We start from the raw sequence: 13,675 nt of genomic DNA, 5'->3' as shown, positions 1-13,675 counted from the left end.
GTGTATGAAAGAGTTAATCCAGCGGTACTGTCTCGCGCCAGTCGACCGCCTCCTCGAACTGAGGCTGCTCCGATTTATCGAGGTAGAAGTCGCCAATCGCCAGCACATCCATGTTGGTACGCATGAAGCAGCGATAGGCTTCGAACGGCGTGTTCACAATCGGCTCACCGCGCACGTTGAACGAGGTGTTGACCAATACAGGACACCCTGAACGCTGATAGAAGTGTTCAAGCAGCGCCCGGAACCGCGGGTTGCGCTCCCGGTCAACGGTCTGCACCCTTGCCGAGAAGTCCACGTGGGTGATTGCCGGCAGATCGCTACGCACCAACTTGAGCAAGTCGATCCCGGTAAGCCGCGCACTCTCCTGTGGGATCGCCTTGCGAATGCCCGTTGCAATGGGCGAGACCACCAGCATGTAGGGGCTTTCCTCGACGATGTCGAAGTAGTCTGCCGCTTTTTCCTCAAGCACCACGGGAGCGAAGGGGCGGAAGGACTCGCGGAACTTGATGCGCAGGTTCATGTTTGACTGGGTGTCCGAGCGGCGCGGATCACCCAGGATCGAACGGCTGCCAAGCGATCGCGGACCGAACTCCATTCGCCCCTGGAACCAGCCGATGACCCCGCCGTCCTCGATGCTGGTGCTCACCCGCTGGTCGAGCTCTTCCGGCGAAAGCCTGTGAAAAACAGCGCCGCAGGCTTCCAGTTCGTCCCTGATCTGCTCTTCGCTGTACTCCGGCCCAAGCAATGCTCCGCTCATGCCATCACGCACGCCAGCAGGCAGTTCGCGGCTTGCTACGCCGCGATACTTGCGGTCAGTCAGCAGCGCGGCGCCCAGCGAGCCACCCGCATCGCCAGCCGCCGGTTGCACCCACAGACGGTCGAATATCCGCTCACGCGAGATCACGCCGTTGGCTACGCAGTTGAGGGCAACGCCCCCGGCCATGCACAGTGCGGTCTCGCCAGTGAGCTCACGGGCGGTCTTGGCCAGGCGCGAAACGACGATCTCCGTGACTTTCTGCACCGATGCGGCCAAATCGAACTCGCGATCGGTAAGGGGGGCCTCGGGCAAGCGCCGGGGGCCACCGAACAGCTGCTCAAAGGCATCGCCCGTCATAACCTGGCCTTTGATGAACTCAAACTTGGTCCAGTCGAGCCTGAAGCTGCCATCGGGCTTCACATCGATCAGATGCGAGAGGATCGTGTCGACGTAATGGGGCTTGCCATATGGCGCAAGTCCCATGAGTTTGTATTCGCCGGAGTCCACCTTGAAGCCGCAGAAATAGGTGAAGGCCGAATAAAGCAGGCCCAGCGAATGGGGAAAGGACAACTCGGCAACCAGCTTTATACCTTCTGGCCTGCCGTGCCAGATGGTGGTCGTCGCCCACTCGCCGACACTGTCGATACACAGGATCGCGGCGCTCTCGAAAGGACTGGGGAAAAATGCCGATGCAGCGTGGGACTCGTGGTGACCATGCACTTCGATTCGGCGACCGTCCCGGTCTCCCATCGCTCTGAGATGACGCACGACCTCACGGTCCATCCGGCGCTTGGTTGATAGCCATTCGCCAAGCACCGGTGCGTAGGTGCGCGCTGCCGAAAGCCCGGCCACGGCGGCCGTCGAGAGTACCCGACGGAACTTCAGTGCCGGGTCTTCGTAATAGGCGACATGGTCGACATCGGCCAGGTTTATACCTGCGTTCCTCAGGACGTACTCGATGGCCTTGCGTGGGAAACCCGGGTCATGCCGTATCCGGCTGAAACGCTCTTCCTGGGCCGCGGCAACGATCTTGCCGTCCACTACCAGAGTGGCCGCGCTGTCGTGATAAAAGGCAGAGATGCCAAGCGTAATCGTCATAGCAGCGACCTCACTTTTTCGCGAAACTTATCCAGCATTGTTTGCTCCCTGGGTGGATTGAGCGCGACGAATCCATTACGGACGCGCGCCCAGAGTTCATCACGGTCACTACGAGAAAAAGCACAAAGGTAGGTATCCAGACTCGCGGCAGCCCATGCCGTATGCCCGGTGGAGATGTTGTCGATGGAGTTGTGCAGATCGACGAACATCGTCGGATAGCCATAGGCAACCAACGCCTTGTGGGTACGCCGATAACCGCCCCCTACTCCGGATAGCTCCATCGCCAGGTTCAGCCCGAGAATCTCCGGGCAGTAGGTTTGGGGATATCGCCCGATAGACAACCAGAACACGGGCAGCTCGAAGTTCTCGTCGTTGAAGCAAGCGGCGTTGGCGTATCCAGGGTCGGCGGTGGCCGGCAACTCGCCATGTACTGCCTTGAGCAGATGGCGGTAGATGACGGGATGGTTCTGCGCCTCGATTCCGTTGCCCAACTCATCGAAAAGCGTTTCGAACAGTCTGCTGCCGTACGCCGTGGAGGCTACCGCCGGGTGGGCGAACCCGGCCAGCCAGGCCCCGTCGATCATTGTCAGCGGCGCCAGGGACAGGATATCGGCGACCACCTCATCGCGAGACGGCAGCTCTTCGTCCTGCTCCAGTGCCTGGTTGGAAGCTTCATGCTGGCCCTGCAACCACTGCTGCAAGACACCGGGAGCCCAACGCTCCGGCAACGAGCAATACCCCTTGGTGACGCCACGGGCGGCCCTGGCCAGCCAGCTCTTCACGTAGTGACCGGCATAGGATTCCTCCGACGGCGTGAGCTCTATTCGCAACAGGCGCGGGTAGGCCTGTCGCGGGCTGAATCTGGCGACCAACGCTTGGGTTTCAGCAACCTCGCGAAGAGCCCCGGCGAGTTTGCCGTCGTCTTTCCATGCCTGGAAAGCCGGGGTCTGCCTGGGCGCATCGGAATAAGGCAAGCCGCAGATCCAGCGGTGAAGAATGGCAATATCGTCGCGACTGAAGATTCGGAACATCTTGCCCCGCGGCGAAATCAGGCTGGTGAGCAGTGGACTCGATTCCGGCCTGCCCGCCCGCACGTAAGCGCTGGCGGCAAGATGGTCGAGAAACTTCAAGGAGTCGTCGACTGCGAGCAAGGGCTTCATCGGCACCTTATTCAACTGAGTCTTGTCATGGTATTGACAAGCATCCAGCCGACGTCGGCTGATCAGGTGGCGCGCCGCCTCTCTCGGATCGAGCCAACGCTCAAGCACATCGAGCAGCGCTTCGTTCATCTCCTCGGCCTGTCGGCGCGCCCACAGGTAGCCTTGGCGTACCCCATCGTTTCCGGCAGCGCCCATTTGCACGAGAAATTCCCGGACTGCCGTTTCGGCGAGCACGGCAAGATCGTCGGCACTACCAGCGGGGTCGCGACGCAGATCGAGAAACTGTCGAGCGGACGGCTCGTTATGGGCGATGAACTCAAACGAGGGCAACAGCCCACAATGACGCAGGTAAAGGTTGATCCCCAGGATCTGGGCCGTCAGCGACTCCGGAAAATGCCCCAATACGAGCAGGGTCGAGGCAAAGTTGAAGGCTCCGTCCGAGATCCTTGGGTCGGCCACTGCTCGCAAGAGATCTTCGCCAGCATCTGCCAGCGCGTGCTGACGCAGCAATTCCAGGTAGCGCTGGATACGACTGGCCCCTGGCTGACCGGCACCCACATCCGCCGCATGGATACTAAGCGCTGCCATGGCATGGCGTGCTTCATTATTCCAGCTGCCGCACACCCCATGAATCAGGTGCTGACTGCCGATCAGAAAGGGAGCCGACTCCAACGCCGCCTTGGCACGCAACGCCTGGGCATCCGCTTCGTTCCCCTCGATTGTCTGTACCAACCTTCGGAATCCGTCGCGCAACGGCCCAAGCCGCTCGCATGCAACACTCGCCAGCCCCGCCAAAGCCGCCGGGCTGGTGAAGTCGACGTCTACCAAGTCCGTCCCATGCACCTCACCCAGGCAAGTGCGCAGGCTGACCGGCGTGAACATGCGCCTGGCCTCTCCCCCGGTCTCTGCCCCGAGGAAGCTGGAAAAGATTTGCCTATTAGTCTTCATCAGTGCATTGGATATATGGAGGAATTGTTTTTCTTCTTGGCTTTTTTCTTTTTCTTGAACAAAGAACCAAGTGCCTTGCGAATTCGCTTTAACATAGAGCCCCCTAAATTTTCATTGCAGGTATCGATGAATGGCGCGTGCTACGACATCACTGCCAAGGTCGGTAAAGTGCGCGCGATCAACGTATAACCATTCATCATCCGGACGCTCTCTAAAATCATCGATCAAACTGGCAAATCGAATACCCAAGTCATGACAACTGTTGGCCAGACTATCGGCGTAATATTCCGCGACCGTGGGGGCGGATATATCGCCATATAAATGCTGCCAGGTACCAAACCGGGAAATCTGATCAAGCTCATTGAACAGCTTCTGTTCTTCGGCACACGGCGTTCTTACCCAAGTCGCCAAGGGCTGGAGAACAAACGTAAGTTCTGCACCCAAAGAATCCGCGAGGCGTTTCCAGGTAGTCAGACAATTCATGGTGTCTTGCAGAGCGCGTACCAGAGTTTGCGAAACAGGCGGAACCTCAGTCGTTTCGGCCGGCCATTTTGGAAGTTTTCCAGGCGGCAGTTCTGCACCATTTTCCTCAGCAATTTCATCAAACTTTTCGTAATAGTCACCGCAGAAGTAGAACGGTGGCAGATCACCTCGAATGAACTCAGGAAGACGCGCCATGACCAGAGTATTGAAGCCGCCCATGATCACGATGCGTCGCACTTTGGGCAGTCGATGAGCATGCAGCACGAACAGCATCAATTCCTGGGTCGCATTAAAGGTATGCCCCGCGAAATTCAGCCATGGCGTAGCATCGGGATCATGCGTGGACAGGCGGCTCGCTACCGAGGCGGCATCACTGGAAGCCCCGTAACCCAAGGCTGACGATGCCCCGACCAGTAAATTCACCTCTGATAGCGTGCTGGCCTCGAGGGTGCCGACACTGACCGGCCGACCTTGCGCATCATAGGCCAGGCGAAATCCGAGCCGATCGGTATTGATCGCTTCCGAACGGTAATCGGCGGCATTGAAACCCATCACATAAGGCAAGTACTGGGAACGACTGCGACTGGCGAATTGATCGTAGGTGAGCATCTGGGGTGTTAACTTCACACGTTCCAGACTGGGATCATCCAGCGCAATGCGCTTGCGTCTTTTAAACATGGCCAAGCCACTCCTTTAGCGAGAATCGGAATTCCATTTGATCAGCCAACTTTTTTTGGGACGAACGTCTATTTCGATTATTCAATATCGAAAGTGCGAACCTGCCAATAACGGCCCACAGCAAGCCAGGCACCATAAGTTTGGGATATCAACAATCCAAACTGTTAGATGCATGAAGGTCGAGATTAATTAAAACCGTGCGCGAGCAAAATAATTCACAGCACAATGCGACGAGGCGGGAAATTCAGTGATGATTTTTGCGAGGTGCAATTTGAAGGTATTGCAGACTGCAATACGCTGATACGGATAGCTTCCATGCATTGTATCTTCCTTCTTACTTTTATTCTTTTTGGCCCATCCGAGGGGCTCATGCGATCGATTCTAGACATTGGATCCCAAATGTCAAATGAAGCACCTGCATTTTATCCAAGAAAAAAAATATTCATGAAAAGGCGCGTAAATCAACAAACCCTATGAATGCCCGATCAAGTTGCCTGACGACACCCTGCTGCTGACCGTGTCGCTGATTCTGGTGTCGTCGCTGTTTGCTTTTGCAATGTCAACATGAAGAGCTAGGACAACTCCTTCCAGGGCTTCGCCGCCACGTAGAACGTGGTTGCACTGTGCCTTTACATCATCGACCCGTCGCCGTCGCGTACGCCGGCTCCTGAGCACCTTCCTCCACCCCCCCATAGAGTGAGTCGCGTCTGCACCGTCCAAGGCCTTCCAGGCCAAGGACGGTAAGGCGGCTCCGCTTAGGTGAACAGCATCACCCTGAAAAGCGGGGTTTTTATCGCCCGATATTTCTCTTTTAGCCGCCATTGCCTAAGCACCAACCGATATAACGGTTATAACTCGAAGCCGGAAATATTTTAAAAACAGTCCTTTACAGCAAAATAATGACACTACACTTCAACTCAAGCGGCTTGATCCGCTTACGGCGAGCCTGATTCGATCCACAGCTGCCAAGGCCTCTTCAGGTATCGCCGACCACTTGATGTTTCGAGGGCTTTATGGGTATCGCTGCCAGCGAACTGTGCCGTTATGTGATCCGTCCGACATTGATCTACCTCGGGCGCCATAGCGCGACTGCCGAATCCCTGCTGCTGGGCATCGCCGCCAGTCAGTCAGCCCTTGGTTCAGCCCTGCATGACCGCCGTGGACACGGCTTGTACCGGATCGCCGAGCCCCGCCACCAGGCCCTCTGGGATCACTACCTGGCCCTGGACCCGGAGCGGGCGAGCCTGGTTCGCGGCCTGGCCAGCCAGCATGCTTTTCTCAGCGGGCCGCACCTGGAATTGACCGTCAACCTGCGTTATGCCACAGCCATCGCCTGGCTGCTGGTAGAAGAACAGAACACTCCCCTCCCCGCCTCCGATGACTTGCTGGGAATGGCCCGAATCTGGCGCCAGACCTTCCAGCCCCAAGGTCGTTTGCGAGACTTCACCTACGCCTGGCAAACCTGTGTTTCATCGTTGAATCAGGTCGCCTGCTGATTCACCCATTTCAGAAGATCGCCCAACAGGTCGCGATTTTGGTCGGATTGTCCTACAAAACCGCTCTAAATCAAGCAATACAGGCTATGGCGCCCGGACGAAAATGTTGGTAATTTTCGCTCCGGTGATCACCAGGAGTTCTAATAATGAAAAAAGTAATGCTCAAAACCACCCTTAGCCTCGCCGTTGCCTTGGCATCCACCCAGATCTTCGCCAGTGGCTTTGCCCTCAACGAACAAAGCATCAGCGGGATGGGGACAGGTTTTGCCGGGCGATCTTCTTCTGCCGACGACGCATCCACTGTTTTTGGTAACCCTGCCGGCATGTCTCGCCTCAAGCGCGAACAAGTGACCGGCGGTGTTGCATTTATCGACGCGCACGCTGACATCAGTGATGCCAGCTCCAGCCCGAATGGTGGTACCAACAAAGGTGACATGGTCCCTTTCATGGGCGTGCCCATGGGCTACTACGTAAAGCCACTCGATGACCAGTGGGCAGTCGGTTTCGGCGTCTATGCTCCATTCGGTCTGGTGACCGACTACGAGAACGGCTTCGCCGGCCGTTACTTCGGCAGTAAAAGCGAAGTCAAAATCGTGACTCTCCAGCCAACCATCAGCTATGCCTTCAACGACAAGGTGTCGATCGGTTTCGGTCCGACCATCAACCGCATTGACGGCACCCTGGAATCGAACCTGTCACTAAACCCGCGCGCAGCGGACGGTAACGTCAAGATCAAAGGTGACGACACCGCGCTGGGGTACAACATCGGCATCTTGGTACAAGCGACCGACAGCACTCGCGTTGGCCTGACCTACCACTCGAAAGTGAAGTACAAGCTCGAAGGTGACACCAAGGTCAACTACAGCCTCCTCGGGGCTCTGGGTCAGAACCCTAACCAGAAGTACGATGCATCCCTGGACATAACGACTCCTGAGTCGGTTGATATCTCGCTCACTCACCAACTGGATGACAAGTGGACCCTCTACGCGGGCAGCACCTGGACTCGCTGGAGCCGCCTGAAAGAAATCAGCGTCGAAAACAGCGGCGTCCCTGCAGCCCTGAACAGCCGGTTTGGTACCATCACCGAAGAACAGAACTGGCATGACACCTGGGCTCACGCCATCGGTGCTTCGTACCAGTTGAACAAACAATGGGTTCTGCGTACCGGTCTGTCCGTCGACCAGGCACCAACCAACAACGAAAACCGCTCCCCGCGCATTCCGACTGGCGATCGCAAGATTTTCAGCCTGGGCGCGGGCTGGAGTCCGACCGACGACCTGACCATCGACGTAGCGTACTCGTACCTGCGCGAAGAGTCGGTCAAGGTCAACAACAGCAACGGCCGCCAGAGCTACAACGCCAAGTATGAAAACTGGGCAAACGGTTTCGGTGTAGGCGCGACCTACCGTTTCTGATCATTCACGGCGAACCTGAACCCCTCGCCGCCTGAATTGAAAAAGCCCCGCACTCTTGTACAGAGGCGGGGCTTTTTAGTGCGCGTCGATCAGGGCTTCGAGGCCAGGGCTTTCTCCACCGCCTCGATGAACTCGGGATTGTCGGGCTTGGTCAGGCTGGAGAAATTGGCGATCACGTTGCCTTGGCGATCGACCACGTATTTGTAGAAATTCCACTTCGGCGAACTGCTTTGCTCGGCAAGGACCTTGAACAAATGCGTGGCGTCATCGCCGCGGACTTTCTGCGGTTCGGTCATGGTGAAGGTCACGCCGTAATTCACATAACAGACCTTGGCAGTCTCTGCACCATCCTTGGACTCTTGCCTGAAGTCATTGGATGGAACACCGACCACCTCAAGCCCTTGATCCTTGTAGCGCTGATACAGCGCCTCAAGACCTTTGAACTGCGGGGCGAAGCCACAGAAGCTTGCGGTATTGACCACCACCAACGGTTTGCCGGCGAAGCGCTGGCACAAATCGATGGATTCCTTGGCGCGCAGCTTCGGCAATGAGCCTTGCAACAGCTCCGGGCATTCTGCTGCCTGAGCCAGCCCGGAAAAAAACATCAGCAACGCAGGAACTGCAAGCCAGCGCATCGGCATGTCGGTGCATCCTTGAGCAATCGTCAGAACGCGAAACTACTCGCCTTCGCCGCTCGCTAGCAAGCAGCTCGCTAGCAAGCACCCATGCCCAGCTGCATCAATGCCAGCCCACCCTGATGCCAGCCCCACCAAACCAGGGCCAGCAGCAATACGCCGACGGCGATGGCTGCCATCCGCGGCCAAAGACTGTTCATGCGGCACTCACCTGGGTTTGCAGGCGCGCCACCGGCTGCTCCCGTACTGGCCAGTTCAGGGCTGCGGCCATCAGACTCAAGAGAATCGCCACCTGCCAGATCAAGTCGTAGCTCCCGGTTCGGTCATACACCACCCCGCCCAACCAGCCGCCGAGGAACGAGCCCAACTGGTGGAACAGGAAAACAATCCCGCCGAGCATGGACAGATTTCGGACACCAAACAAGGTTGCCACCGTGCCGTTGGTCAAGGGCACCGTCGACAGCCAGAGGAAACCCATGGCCATGCCGAACAAATAGGCCGTGACCTGAGTGACGGGTGCCCAGAGGAACAGTGCAATCACCACCGCCCGCAACAGATACAGAGCGGTGAGCAAGCGCGGTTTGGACATCCGTCCGCCAAGCCAGCCTGCGGTATAGGTACCGAAGATATTGAACAGCCCGATCAGCGCCAGCACCGTGGTGCCGACGGAGGCTGGCAGGTGTTGATCCACCAGATACGCCGGCAGGTGCACACCGATGAACACCACTTGAAAACCGCAGACAAAAAAGCCGAACGCCAACAACCAGAACCCTGAATGGGAGCAGGCTTCGTGTAGCGCTTCAGAGAGGGTTTGCTCATGCCCAAGCACCGGCAACGGTTTGTCTTTAAGCATGCTCACCAGCGGCACGATCAACGCCACCAGCAGGCCCAGCACCAGCAATGCCGCAGACCAGCCCAGCCAGCCGATCAGCCCCAGCGTGCCGGGCAACATGGCGAATTGACCGAAGGAACCGGCAGCACTGGCGATCCCCATGCCCATACTGCGTTTTTCCGGTGGTACGGCACGGCCGACCACGCCAAGGATCACCGAGAACGAGGTGCCGGACAGACCGATACCGATCAACAACCCGGCGCTCAAGGACAAGGTCACCGCCGAATCGGACAACCCCATGAACATCAGGCCCAGGGCGTACAGAACACCACCGATCAACACCACCTTTGCGGCGCCAAAGCGGTCGGCCAATGCGCCGGTGAATGGCTGCGCCAGGCCCCAGATCAGGTTCTGCAGGGCAATGGCGAAGGCAAACACTTCGCGACCCCAGCCGAATTCGGCACTCATCGGCGCCAGAAACAACCCGAAGCCGTGTCGCACCCCCAGGGACAACGCCAGAATCAGCGCACTGCCCAACAGCACCCAACCGCACGTACGCCACATCGATGTCATTATTGTTCTCCGGTAGCGGGTATATACCCGCTTAAGATCGAAAAAACTGGCCTCAAGCCAGTTCGTCCAGCAGTTTCAGCAAGGTTTCACGCTTCTCGGCACCCAGACGGTCGATCAACCGCTGCTGCGCCGCTTCCCAGGCTGGCAAGGCCGCTGCCAGACGTTCGCGCCCCGTCTCGGTGAGCAGGACGATGCGATTGCGCATGTCTTCGCCCTCGACCAGCGTCACCAGACCTTCACCTTCCAGCACCCGAAGATTGCGCCCCAGGGTGCTGCGATCCAGGCCCATGGCCTCGGCCAGTGTCGAGATGCTCGGCTGATCCAGACGCTGCAGGTTGCACAGCAGAGAATACTGGGCAACGTTGATCCCGAAGCCGTCGAGCGCGCCGTCGTAATGCCTGCTGACGCCACGAGCGGCGCGACGCAGGTTAGTGCACAAACATTGAGAAGGAAGCATGGTGCGTGTATATACCCGCGGTTAAATGAAAGCAAATATTTCGACACATTTTACCTGTAGCAGCTGGCGAAGCCTGCGTTCGGCTGCGCAGCAGTCGTAAAATCAGAACTTGCGGTGCATCAGGCAGACCGCCTCAGCCGAACTCGCGACTGCTTCGCAGCCGAACGCAGCCTCGCGAGCTCGGCAGCTGCTACAAAGAGTGTGCTGCACCTGAAACGGCTTAACTGGCTGACAAGCCTCGCTTCTACGGGGACTCAGAGCAGCGCCAACCCCACCAGCAGCGCCACTTCCAGCAATTCCAGCAACGCCCCGGCAGTGTCGCCAGTCGTCCCGCCCAATCGCCGCATCATGACTTTCCGCAACCAGACAAACACCACAGCTGCCAGCGCAAGCGCCCACACACCGCTGAGGCCCGCGATCAACACACACGCCACCGCACTGATCACCAACACCTGTTTCCCGGCCAAACGCGGCAGATGATCGGCCAGCGCCTGCCCCAATCCACCAGGACGCACGTAAGGTGTAGTCAGGAATAATCCCAACAGCGCGCTGCGAGCAATCAGTGGAACGATGATCAACACCACGCTGTGCTGCTGCTCAATCAACGCCAGCAACGCGGCGAACTTGAGCAGCAGCACCAGCACCAGCGTTACCACCGCGATCGGCCCGCTACGCGGGTCTTTCATGATCGTGAGAGTGCGCTCACGGTCGCCATAACCACCGAGCCACGCATCGGCGCTATCGGCCAGGCCATCCAGGTGCAACGCTCCGCTGAGCAACACCCACACAGTCAATAACAGTGCGGCATGAAGCAACAACGGCGCGCCCTGCAACAGCCCGTTCAACGCCCACAGAATGGCGCCGAACAGCACGCCGACCAGCGGATAAAACAGCAGCGACCGGCCCAACTCCTCGGGCGTCGGCATGCCCGGCAGGCGAATCGGCAGGCTGCTGAGAAATTGCAGGGCGATCCAGAACGGCAACATGATCAGATCGCTTCCCTTAACAAGGCGCCAGATTCAACCGTCAACGAGAACAACGCGCCATGGCCGACCTCAACGTTGAGCAACTGCTCACGCGGCAATCCGCGCGCTTGCGCCAGCAACAATCGCATGACGCCGCCATGACTGATTAGCAGGACCCGCTCACCCGCATAGGCCGCGTGCAACCGCTCAATGGCCGCCAACACCCGCGTCGAAAAGTCGGCAACCGGCTCACCATCAGGCGGCGTAAACGAATAGGGATCGGCCCAGAACAAGCCCAATGCCTCGGCACTGGTTTCCATCAGCGCCGCGGCGCTCTGCCCTTCCCAAGCGCCGAAGTGCAGCTCTTGCAGATCCTTTTCCAGCTGCACCGGCAACCCCAGTTGCGTCCCAAGCTCTTCAGCAAAGCGTGCACAACGCTGCAACGGCGAGCTGACCAAGCGATCCCAAGGGCCCTGCTCAACCACCGCAGCGCGCATCTGCTCCCAGCCCTTGCCGGTCAGCGCGTCATCGAGGCTGCCGCGCAGGCCGCCACCGAGTTCGGTTTCGCCATGACGCAACAGGTCCAGGCGCAAGGTCATGCCGGGCGATCCGCCACTGCGGCTTCGGCGAATGTTGCCATCTGTCCGTGCAGGTCGCAGGCCAGGCGCAGCAATGGCACGGCCAACGCCGCACCACTGCCCTCGCCCAACCGCAGGCCGAGGTCCAGCAACGGTTCGGCGTTCAGGGTTTCCAGCACATGGCGATGACCTGGCTCGGCACCACGATGACCGAACAGCAACCACTCACGACAGGCCGGATTCAGACGCACCGCCACCAGCGCGGCGACGCTGCAAATAAACCCGTCGACCAACACCGCGACGCCTTCCTGAGCACAAGCCAGGTACGCGCCAACCAGCGCAGCGATTTCGAAACCGCCGAGGTTGAACAAGGTTTGCAGCGCATCGCCACGCTGAGCACCATGCAACGCCAAGGCGCGCTCGATGACCTGGGCTTTATGGCTGACACCCGCCGCGTTCAGGCCAGTGCCCGGTCCGGCCAGGTGCACCACCGGGCAATCGAGCAAAGCACAGGCCAAGGCGCTGGCCGCCGTGGTATTGCCGATGCCCATTTCGCCGCCGATGAACAACTGCGCGCCTGCCGCGATGGCGCGCTGCACACTGTCGCGACCAGCCTGCAAGGCGAGTTCGCCCTGGGCCTGAGTCATCGCCGGGCCCTGGACGAAATTCGCCGTGCCCGGGCCGACGTTCAGGTGACGCACACCCGGCAGATTCAATGACGGCGTAACGGTGCCGAGGTCGACTACTTCAAGGGACGCGCCCAACTGCCGCGCCAACACGCTGATCGCCGCGCCGCCGCTGACGAAGTTGTGCAGCATCTGTCCGGTGACTTCCTGCGGAAACGCCGACACCCCTTCGGCGACCACGCCATGGTCACCGGCAAAAATCGCGATCCACAGCTGATCGAGGGTCGGCTTGACCTGCCCCTGCAACCCGGCCAGTTGCACCGCCACCGCTTCGAGCTGGCCGAGGGAACCGGCAGGCTTGGTCAGTTGCTGTTGACGCGCCTGCGCCTGTTCGACCACTTGTGCATCGATTGGCTTGCACGGGTTCAGCCACCAGGTGTGAGTCATAATGCAGTTCCTTTCAAAGTCAGGGGCAGGCCGGCGACGGTCAGGACGACACGTTGGCAGCGCTCGGCCAAGGCTTGATGCAGCCAACCGGCTTCATCGACATAGCGGCGAGTCAATTCGCCCAGCGGCACGACACCCATTCCGGTCTCGTTGCTGACAAAAATGATTTCACCCGGCAACGATGCCAGGCAGTCCAGCAGGGCCTCGCGCTCGGCCGACAGGCGCTCGGCGTCGTCGAGCATCAGCAGATTGGTCAGCCACAGCGTCAGGCAATCCACCAGCACGCAACGGTCGACGCCGGCGCTTTCGCGCAGTACGCGGGCCAGCTCCAGCGGTTCCTCGATCAACGCCCATTCGGCCGGACGACGGGCACGGTGATGGGCCACCCGCTCGTTCATTTCACCGTCCAGGGGTTGGCTGGTGGCGATGTAAGTGACGTGGAGCTGACTGTCAGTCGCCAGCTTTTCAGCCAGACGACTTTTGCCGGAGCGGGCGCCGCCGAGGATCAGTTGCAGCATGGTTCATTC

13 protein-coding genes and 1 pseudogene are annotated in these 13,675 nt (G+C 59.0%); 3 read left to right on the top strand and 11 right to left on the bottom strand.

What is annotated here, in order from left to right; translation table 11 throughout:
* Positions 1 to 13 precede the first annotated feature (13 nt).
* The 3 genes from AC07V0_RS16955 to AC07V0_RS16945 all read right to left on the bottom strand — a co-directional run bounded on the left by AC07V0_RS16955 (position 14) and on the right by AC07V0_RS16945 (position 5,124).
* Positions 14 to 1,855, bottom strand: coding sequence for a carbamoyltransferase family protein (locus tag AC07V0_RS16955; protein ID WP_086945827.1), 1,842 nt, complete (start codon positions 1,853 to 1,855; stop codon positions 14 to 16).
* Positions 1,852 to 3,897, bottom strand: coding sequence for an iron-containing redox enzyme family protein (locus AC07V0_RS16950; protein WP_086945884.1), 2,046 nt, complete (start codon positions 3,895 to 3,897; stop codon positions 1,852 to 1,854). The genes AC07V0_RS16955 and AC07V0_RS16950 overlap by 4 nt, the downstream gene beginning before the upstream one ends.
* A gap of 177 nt (positions 3,898 to 4,074) precedes the next feature.
* Positions 4,075 to 5,124, bottom strand: coding sequence for an SGNH/GDSL hydrolase family protein (locus AC07V0_RS16945; RefSeq protein ID WP_018925142.1), 1,050 nt, complete (start codon positions 5,122 to 5,124; stop codon positions 4,075 to 4,077).
* A gap of 484 nt (positions 5,125 to 5,608) precedes the next feature.
* On the opposite strand from AC07V0_RS16945, the pseudogene AC07V0_RS16940 reads away from it, so the two are divergent.
* The 3 genes and pseudogenes from AC07V0_RS16940 to AC07V0_RS16930 form a co-directional block, all read left to right on the top strand.
* A pseudogene (locus AC07V0_RS16940) lies at positions 5,609 to 5,730 on the top strand (phosphatidylcholine/phosphatidylserine synthase); the annotation flags it as partial.
* A gap of 407 nt (positions 5,731 to 6,137) precedes the next feature.
* On the top strand, positions 6,138 to 6,620 hold the full coding sequence (locus AC07V0_RS16935) for a hypothetical protein (RefSeq protein ID WP_007936111.1): 483 nt from the start codon (positions 6,138 to 6,140) through the stop codon (positions 6,618 to 6,620).
* 146 nt (positions 6,621 to 6,766) lie between these two features.
* Positions 6,767 to 8,035, top strand: a complete 1,269-nt coding sequence (locus tag AC07V0_RS16930; RefSeq protein ID WP_064619339.1) for an OmpP1/FadL family transporter — start codon at positions 6,767 to 6,769, stop codon at positions 8,033 to 8,035.
* Between the two features lie 89 nt (positions 8,036 to 8,124).
* On the opposite strand, the gene AC07V0_RS16925 is transcribed toward AC07V0_RS16930, so the two are convergent.
* From AC07V0_RS16925 to cobU, 8 genes are all read right to left on the bottom strand, one after another.
* Complete coding sequence (locus AC07V0_RS16925) at positions 8,125 to 8,676, bottom strand: glutathione peroxidase (protein ID WP_018925139.1); 552 nt, start codon at positions 8,674 to 8,676, stop codon at positions 8,125 to 8,127.
* Between the two features lie 71 nt (positions 8,677 to 8,747).
* Positions 8,748 to 8,870, bottom strand: coding sequence for a hypothetical protein (locus AC07V0_RS16920; protein ID WP_007936107.1), 123 nt, complete (start codon positions 8,868 to 8,870; stop codon positions 8,748 to 8,750).
* On the bottom strand, positions 8,867 to 10,075 hold the full coding sequence (locus AC07V0_RS16915; RefSeq protein ID WP_064619342.1) for an MFS transporter: 1,209 nt from the start codon (positions 10,073 to 10,075) through the stop codon (positions 8,867 to 8,869). The genes AC07V0_RS16920 and AC07V0_RS16915 overlap by 4 nt, the downstream gene beginning before the upstream one ends.
* A gap of 52 nt (positions 10,076 to 10,127) precedes the next feature.
* Positions 10,128 to 10,532, bottom strand: coding sequence for a MarR family winged helix-turn-helix transcriptional regulator (locus AC07V0_RS16910; protein WP_007898923.1), 405 nt, complete (start codon positions 10,530 to 10,532; stop codon positions 10,128 to 10,130).
* Between the two features lie 254 nt (positions 10,533 to 10,786).
* Positions 10,787 to 11,518 carry an adenosylcobinamide-GDP ribazoletransferase gene (locus tag AC07V0_RS16905; RefSeq protein WP_086945829.1) on the bottom strand — a complete coding sequence of 244 codons (732 nt, stop codon included), beginning with the start codon at positions 11,516 to 11,518 and terminating at the stop codon, positions 10,787 to 10,789.
* Positions 11,519 to 11,520: 2 nt separating this feature from the next.
* Positions 11,521 to 12,096 (bottom strand): alpha-ribazole phosphatase family protein, encoded by a 576-nt coding sequence (gene cobC / locus AC07V0_RS16900; RefSeq protein ID WP_086945830.1) that lies wholly within the window; start codon positions 12,094 to 12,096, stop codon positions 11,521 to 11,523.
* Entirely contained in the window at positions 12,093 to 13,148 is a 1,056-nt protein-coding gene (gene cobT, locus AC07V0_RS16895) for a nicotinate-nucleotide--dimethylbenzimidazole phosphoribosyltransferase (RefSeq protein ID WP_018925134.1), read from the bottom strand. The genes cobC and cobT overlap by 4 nt, the downstream gene beginning before the upstream one ends.
* Positions 13,145 to 13,666, bottom strand: a complete 522-nt coding sequence (gene cobU, locus AC07V0_RS16890; RefSeq protein ID WP_064619351.1) for a bifunctional adenosylcobinamide kinase/adenosylcobinamide-phosphate guanylyltransferase — start codon at positions 13,664 to 13,666, stop codon at positions 13,145 to 13,147. Before cobU ends, cobT begins: the two co-directional genes overlap by 4 nt.
* Between the last annotated feature and the right edge of the window lie 9 nt (positions 13,667 to 13,675).

Source organism: Pseudomonas sp. GW821-FHT01E10, from assembly GCF_059422365.1.
The sequence above is the reverse complement of the archived record's forward strand: the minus strand, read 5'-3'. Positions and strand labels throughout refer to the sequence as shown.

Excerpts from the sequence above, each read along its gene's own strand:
- AC07V0_RS16955 (WP_086945827.1), bottom strand. The coding sequence starts at position 1,855 with ATGACGATTACGCTTGGCATCTCTGCCTTTTATCACGACAGCGCGGCC.
- AC07V0_RS16925 (WP_018925139.1), bottom strand. The coding sequence starts at position 8,676 with ATGCCGATGCGCTGGCTTGCAGTTCCTGCGTTGCTGATGTTTTTTTCC.
- cobT (WP_018925134.1), bottom strand. The coding sequence starts at position 13,148 with ATGACTCACACCTGGTGGCTGAACCCGTGCAAGCCAATCGATGCACAA.
- cobC (WP_086945830.1), bottom strand. The coding sequence starts at position 12,096 with ATGACCTTGCGCCTGGACCTGTTGCGTCATGGCGAAACCGAACTCGGT.
- cobU (WP_064619351.1), bottom strand. The coding sequence starts at position 13,666 with ATGCTGCAACTGATCCTCGGCGGCGCCCGCTCCGGCAAAAGTCGTCTG.
- AC07V0_RS16945 (WP_018925142.1), bottom strand. The coding sequence starts at position 5,124 with ATGTTTAAAAGACGCAAGCGCATTGCGCTGGATGATCCCAGTCTGGAA.
- AC07V0_RS16920 (WP_007936107.1), bottom strand. The coding sequence starts at position 8,870 with ATGAACAGTCTTTGGCCGCGGATGGCAGCCATCGCCGTCGGCGTATTG.
- AC07V0_RS16930 (WP_064619339.1), top strand. The coding sequence starts at position 6,767 with ATGAAAAAAGTAATGCTCAAAACCACCCTTAGCCTCGCCGTTGCCTTG.
- AC07V0_RS16950 (WP_086945884.1), bottom strand. The coding sequence starts at position 3,897 with ATGTTCACGCCGGTCAGCCTGCGCACTTGCCTGGGTGAGGTGCATGGG.
- AC07V0_RS16910 (WP_007898923.1), bottom strand. The coding sequence starts at position 10,532 with ATGCTTCCTTCTCAATGTTTGTGCACTAACCTGCGTCGCGCCGCTCGT.
- AC07V0_RS16915 (WP_064619342.1), bottom strand. The coding sequence starts at position 10,075 with ATGACATCGATGTGGCGTACGTGCGGTTGGGTGCTGTTGGGCAGTGCG.
- AC07V0_RS16935 (WP_007936111.1), top strand. The coding sequence starts at position 6,138 with ATGGGTATCGCTGCCAGCGAACTGTGCCGTTATGTGATCCGTCCGACA.
- AC07V0_RS16905 (WP_086945829.1), bottom strand. The coding sequence starts at position 11,518 with ATGTTGCCGTTCTGGATCGCCCTGCAATTTCTCAGCAGCCTGCCGATT.